The sequence below is a fragment of the Polaromonas sp. P3_C2 genome, from assembly GCF_056402675.1.
Genome location: NZ_JBFUGX010000302.1, coordinates 1 through 5,057, shown reverse-complemented (window position 1 = coordinate 5,057; position 5,057 = coordinate 1). Strand labels below are relative to the sequence as shown.

The following is a 5,057-nucleotide window of genomic DNA, read 5'->3' as shown; positions in this document are numbered from 1 at the left end:
CAACATGGCCGCGAGGCTAACACGGCTTGATGAGGCCTGGCTTAAGCTATATCAATACATTGATTCAGGCTACAGACCAATGCAGGCGAGCGCAAGCAGCTATAAAAACAGTAGCAGATGACTGGAATACAGCCTGGCGTCCAGGCTGGCAGCCATCAAAGGCGTAGTATGGAACACCTGCGGCAAGTTCTCGCGGCCCCACCCGACCGGCGCCACGCAGCAAATGGCGTCTGCGGGTTTTCACACCGGAGAAATCATGACAGTTGCACCATGCACAAGCGGCGGACCGACGCAGCCTTCCAGACGGCCGACACCGCTCTTTCTGAAAACCCGGAGCGCGGGCAATGAGATCCCGGATATCCCGACGATGCGACGGGCGTTGCCTGAAGGAGCTGCATGATGGACAGCGCCGCCCTCAGCCTTCTCGGTGCTTTCCTGTTGTCCATCATCGGACTCTTTGTCTTTATCTGGTCGCTGCGCAAAGGACTACTGGTAGAAAACCCTGTCGCGGCTTCCGTCATCTTCGCGCACGGCGAGATCGGCCAGGTCGACGACCCCGCGCTACAGGACGTGGCACAGGCGTCGATGCAGAAGGCCGTGAAGGAAGGCGGCATCAAGACCCACGCCGCCGATGCCGCCGAGCTGCTGGACCGCATCACGTCCGACCGCTCTACCGCGTTTCCGGTGTTCATGTTCATCACCTTTGCCTGCCTGTGGCTCATCGTGGGCTCGATGGCGGGGCTGGTGTCGTCCATCAAGCTGCATGAGCCCGACTGGCTTACCGACTATGCCTGGTTGACCTTCGGCCGCATACGCACGGTGCACCTGACCGGCGTGCTCTACGGCTGGATCACCAATGCCGCGCTGGGAATGATCGTGTGGCTGCTGCCGCGGCTGCTGCGCACCCGGCTCTACGGCGCCATCTGGGTCATGCTGGGCGGGGCGCTCATCAACATGGGCATCGCAGGGGGCATAGGCGCCATCGCGACCGGCTGGAACGACGGCATGGAATACCTGGAAATTCCGTGGCAGATCGCGATCTTCATGTTCGCCGGCTTTGCCCTCGTCATCCTGCCGGTGCTGTTCACGCTGGTCAACCGCAAGGTCTCGCACCTGTACGTCAGCGTCTGGTACATGACGGCGGCGCTGCTGTGGATTGCCCTGCTTTTCCTGGTCGGCAAGATGCCCGGCGTGCACACCGGCGTGCAGCAGGCCACCACCAACTGGTGGTACGGGCACAACGTGCTGGGCCTGTGGTTCACGCCCGTGAGCGTGGGCGCCATCTATTACTTCCTGCCCAAAATCATCGGCCGGCCGATACGCTCCTACAACCTCTCGCTGCTGGGCTTCTGGACGCTGGCATTTTTCTACGGGCAGGTCGGCGGCCACCATCTCATCGGCGGCCCGGTGCCCGGCTGGCTCATCACGCTGTCGATCGTGCAGAGCGTCATGATGGTGATCCCCGTGATCGCCTTCAGCATCAACATGGGCGCCACGCTGCAGGGGCGTATGCACCTGGCGCGTTATTCGCCGACGCTGCGCTTCATGATGTTCGGCGGGCTGATGTACCTGGCCTCGTCGCTGCAGGGCTCTCTGGAGGCGCTGCGCAGCGTCAACCAGATCACCCACTTCACCCATTTCACGGTGGCCCATGCGCACCTGGGCGCCTATGCCTTCGTCACCATGGTGCTGTTCGGCGCCATCTATTTCATGATGCCCCGGGTGCTGAACTGGGAGTGGCCGTACCCGAAACTGATCACCCTGCATTTCTGGCTGGCGGCTGTCGGGGTGACGATATATTTTGTCGGGCTCACCATCGGCGGCTGGCTTCAAGGTGTGGCCATGCTGGATGCCGCCCAGCCCTTCATGGCTTCCGTCGAGCTGACCCTGCCCTACCTGAAATGGCGATCCGTGGGTGGCGGCCTGATGGTGCTCAGCCACCTGGTGTTCGTCGGCCATTTCCTGGCCATGGCGCTTCGTTTCGGRCCGGGCCGTGCGGGCGCCGCCCTCTTCTGGCCCAACGACGCACGCAGCGTTGAAATGGGAGCCGCTCATGGAAAATGAAGTCAAGCTGGCATCGGGCGCCATGGTGGCCCTGGGCATCGCCACGGCAGCCCTGGTGGTGATGCCCTACATGCAGGTGCGCGACATCAAACCGCCGCCGGAGCTGAAAAACTACACCAGCGCCCAGCTGCGCGGGCGCGAGGTCTACATCGCCAATGGCTGCGTGTATTGCCACAGCCAGCAGCCGCGTGACCGGAACTTCGGCCCCGACGCGGAGCGCGGCTGGGGCCGGGCCTCGGTGCCGGGCGATTATTTCTATGACAAGCCGCATTTGCTGGGCAGCATGCGCACCGGGCCGGACCTCTTCAACATCGGGGCGCGCCAACCGAGCAAGGACTGGCACCTGGGCCACCTGTACCAGCCGCGCGCCTATGTGCCCGGCTCCATCATGCCGTCCTACCCATATCTCTTCACGGTAAAGGACGCGAAAGACGCCGAAAGCGAGGGTGAGCAACCGCTGGCGCTGCCACCCGCCTATGGGCCGAACATCGGCCAGGTGGTCGTGCCTTCGCCCCAGGCGCTGGACCTGGTCAAGTACCTGCAGGGCTTGAACCACACCTACCCGGTGCTGCCACCCGCCCCCAAGCCCTGAGCCACACAAGGTCATCCCATGTTGAACGACAAGACATCTGAAAGCCGGGCCCAGGAGCGGGAACAGGCGGAGCCCTCTGAAAAAAGCCAGCCCATTCCGCTGATCTTCCTGGTCGGGGCATTGGCCCTGGTGCTGTGGGGCGCGGGCTACATCGTGCTGTCCGGCTCCTTCGGCCGCGCCGACCTGGGGGACAAGCGCACCCTGGCGGACCTCTCGGGCCCCGCACCGGGCGCTGCGGCCAACGGCAAACAGCTGTTCACCGCCAACTGCGTGGCCTGTCATCAAGCCACCGGCAAAGGGCTGCCCGGCGTGTTTCCACCGCTGGACGGCTCCGAATGGGTCACCGGCGACGAGCGCACCGTGGCCAACATCCTGCTGCACGGCGTCACGGGCGAGATCACCGTCATGGGCAACACTTTCAAGGGTGCCATGCCGGCGTTCGGGCAGCTCAGCGATGCCGAACTGGCCGCGGTGGCAAGCTACATCCGCGCCGAATGGTCCAACAAGGCGGGTGCGATCAAGCCCGAGCTGTTTGAAGCCGAACGCAAGGCCGGCACGCGCACCACACCGTTCAACGGCGCCGCCGAACTCAAGGCGCTGGCGGCCAAAAGCTCCTGAGCTGAAGGGGGTAGCAAGCGTGGTGGGCCAGCCCTGATGCTTCGCACCGCGTTGCTCAGCGCCATGCTGGCCCTGGCGGGCTATGCCGCCGCCGCGTGGCTGACGCACGACTTCCAGGTCTGGACCGCCGAGGGCGCCCGCCGGCTCGAAGTCGCGCTGCGACCTGTCGCAACTCCCGCAGTCAGCGTCGAAGGACCCGGCATCGCCCCTCAGGCGCTGTCGCAGCGGCTCGCCGACGGACAGTCCGTCACGCTGGTGGATTTCGTCTATACACGTTGCCAGACCGTCTGCCTGGCGATGGGCAGCAGCTTCCAGCAAATGCAGCAGATATTGCAGGCGAGGCAGGAGCGCGGCGGCAGGGTCAAGCTGCTGTCGATCAGCTTCGATGGGCGTCACGACAGCCCCGCCGTGCTGCAGGCCTATGCAGCGCGATTGAGCGCCGACCCGGCGCTATGGCGCTTTGTGCGTGTGCAGGACCCGCGGGACACCCAGCGCCTGCTGGCCGATTTCCAGGTCGTGGTGGTCCCTGACGGCCGCGGCGATTTTGAACACAACGCGGCGCTGCTGGTCATCGACCAGAAAGGCCGGCTGGTTCGCATTTTTGACTACGCGGAACAGCAGCTCGCGCTCGACTATGCGCAGCACCTTGCGCAGGCGGCCTCACCATGACGAGGCTGGCGCATCCCTCGCGCGGCACCCTGGCGGTTATGGCCGTCGCCCTGCTGTGCCTGCTGGCCTTGCCCGGCCTGCGGCATGGGCTGGAAGCCAGCATGACCCTTCACATGCTGGTGCAGTATCCCCTGCTGGCGCTCGCCGGCTATCTGCTCGCCGCAGCACTGCCGGGGCACTGGCTGGCTCGCCTGGGGCTCTGGAATGCCCACGGCATCAGCGGTTTGTTCGCGGCCGCGATGATGCTCGCGATCATGATGATTCCCCGCGTACTGGACCTGGCGCTGGTGGACAGCCGCATCGAAATCCTGAAAAGCCTGGCCCTGCTGGCCTGCGGCGCCGCCGTGCGCTTGTCCTGGCACGCGGCGGGGCTGCTGGTGCAGGGTTTCTTTCTGGGCAATGTGCTGCCGATGATGGCAGTCGTGGGCAACCTGTATGAAACTTCGCCGGTACGCGTCTGCAACGCCTACCTGCTGGACGACCAGGCCCGGCTGGGGCAGATGCTGGTCTGGATTGCAGCAGCGATTGCCGCTGCATGGTTTACCTGGCTGGTCCGTGCCTTGATGCAAAGAGACGCTGCCATGCTGCCTGACGATGCAGCAACGAAACCCACGGCACGCTGACACCACTCATGCCGCCGGGGTGCCACTCACATGGCAAGGTTCAGATCCACCTCCAGGCCTGCCCGCTTCATCTCACGTGCCAGCAGCAGCCGCCACAGGCCTGCCTCGTCGACCGAAATGCTTGTGGCACCCTTCAGGACATCCGGCAAGGCGTCGTCTTCGGACAGCAGGCAGGCAATGCGGTTGCGGCCGAGCGCGGCCAGCATGAATCCAATGGCCAGCATGGCCGCGGGCGCATCGGATTTGTTGCCCGGCAGGAGCAGCAAAAACGCCACATTGCGCAGCCCCTCCAGTTGATCGATGGAGACGGCGTCGAGTATCGCCGCCTCCAGCCCCAGCTGCTCCATGAACTGGCACGCGTCGCCCACGGCATCTCCGCCCAAGCCCAGGATAGCCACGCGAGAACCGGACACGGCTTGCGGTTCCGTGGCAGAAGAGGAAGGGAGATCTGTCTTGGACATGGGCATCCTCGTTGGAATGGAAGGTGAAGG

Annotated in this window: 6 protein-coding genes; 5 read left to right on the top strand and 1 reads right to left on the bottom strand. The window is 64.4% G+C overall.

Translation table 11 applies throughout. From position 1 onward, the window contains the following. Positions 1-399 precede the first annotated feature (399 nt). Genes AC1DWI_RS13525 through AC1DWI_RS13505 form a run of 5 tightly spaced genes read left to right on the top strand, consistent with a single transcriptional unit; the run spans position 400 to position 4,566 of the window. Complete coding sequence (locus AC1DWI_RS13525) at positions 400-2,064, top strand: cbb3-type cytochrome c oxidase subunit I (RefSeq protein ID WP_477668128.1); 1,665 nt, start codon at positions 400-402, stop codon at positions 2,062-2,064. Beyond that, positions 2,054-2,656: a cbb3-type cytochrome c oxidase subunit II gene (locus AC1DWI_RS13520; protein WP_477668129.1), complete on the top strand. Its 603-nt coding sequence runs from the start codon at positions 2,054-2,056 to the stop codon at positions 2,654-2,656. The genes AC1DWI_RS13525 and AC1DWI_RS13520 overlap by 11 nt, the downstream gene beginning before the upstream one ends. Positions 2,657-2,674: 18 nt before the next feature. After that, entirely contained in the window at positions 2,675-3,274 is a 600-nt protein-coding gene (locus AC1DWI_RS13515) for a c-type cytochrome (protein ID WP_477668130.1), read from the top strand. Positions 3,275-3,310: 36 nt separating this feature from the next. Beyond that, positions 3,311-3,943, top strand: coding sequence for an SCO family protein (locus tag AC1DWI_RS13510; protein WP_477668131.1), 633 nt, complete (start codon positions 3,311-3,313; stop codon positions 3,941-3,943). Beyond that, on the top strand, positions 3,940-4,566 hold the full coding sequence (locus tag AC1DWI_RS13505; RefSeq protein WP_477668132.1) for a hypothetical protein: 627 nt from the start codon (positions 3,940-3,942) through the stop codon (positions 4,564-4,566). Before AC1DWI_RS13510 ends, AC1DWI_RS13505 begins: the two co-directional genes overlap by 4 nt. Positions 4,567-4,592: 26 nt before the next feature. Here the strand turns inward: AC1DWI_RS13505 and AC1DWI_RS13500 are convergent, their stop codons facing one another. Next, the gene (locus AC1DWI_RS13500; protein WP_477725007.1) at positions 4,593-5,027 is read right to left on the bottom strand and encodes a hypothetical protein; all 435 of its coding nucleotides are present in this window, start codon (positions 5,025-5,027) and stop codon (positions 4,593-4,595) included. Positions 5,028-5,057: the final 30 nt, after the last annotated feature.